The following is an 808-nucleotide window of genomic DNA, read 5'->3' on the forward strand; positions in this document are numbered from 1 at the left end:
GCGCCTTGCTGATTATTGTAATTCCCTTTTACAGCGTAACTGTCATTACCAACATCTTCGTGTTCAAAGAAGACCATCTGACCAATACGCATTCCAGGTTTAATAAGAAGACGATGGAAGCGGTTCATGTTAACGAATTCCATTGTCAACTGAGCACCATGCCAACCAGCATCAGCCCAACCAGCTTGCATGTGCTCTAAGAAGCAACGAGCTACCGTTGAACGCAAGATAAATTGACCACTGATAGTGTTTGGTAAGTTGAAGGTTTCAATCGAATGAGCAAGGAAACATTCTCCAGGCTCAACAACATAACCCTCTTCTGGGATTTCAATCTCAGTAAATTTAGGAGATTGCTTTGCAGCAATATCTACTACTTCACCGTATTTAAATTCTCCAGGTTTATTAAAACGATAACCACCATGACCTTCAACCAGGATTTTATTACCGATACGAATGTCAATGGAAGCACTGTTCACATTTTCGTGAAGTGCATCAATTACGTTTTCGTCAATGAGTTGGTGTAAACGAGGGGCTGCTAATAGTGTCATTAATCTTCCTTAATTAAAACTTCCGAATTGTCTTTGATATAACCAAGATGGGGTACTCCCCTTTTTGCTACCATGAAATACTGGAGGCAGGTGGGTTTTCCCAATCGAACCCTGCTCGGTTGCAGAGGTGTTTGAAGAGTTTGACTGTAACATCAACGTCTCGCTCACAATAAACAAACATATCTTCGGTGAATACATCCCAAGCATCTTCTTGCTCACCGTAATCACCTTTTAACAAACCTGAGGCAATGCCCCAAGAT

General features: G+C 41.5%; 2 protein-coding genes. Both read right to left on the reverse strand.

What is annotated here, in order from left to right:
* Window positions 1-548: dCTP deaminase (gene dcd, locus N1032_RS24720; RefSeq protein WP_259543167.1), on the reverse strand; the 548-nt coding region annotated here is incomplete at its 3' end.
* A gap of 67 nt (window positions 549-615) precedes the next feature.
* Window positions 616-808 (reverse strand): hypothetical protein (locus N1032_RS24725; RefSeq protein ID WP_259543169.1); only part of this gene is annotated, 193 nt, incomplete at its 5' end.

The organism is Herbiconiux daphne, from assembly GCF_024979295.1.
Lineage (GTDB): Bacteria > Actinomycetota > Actinomycetes > Actinomycetales > Microbacteriaceae > Herbiconiux > Herbiconiux daphnes.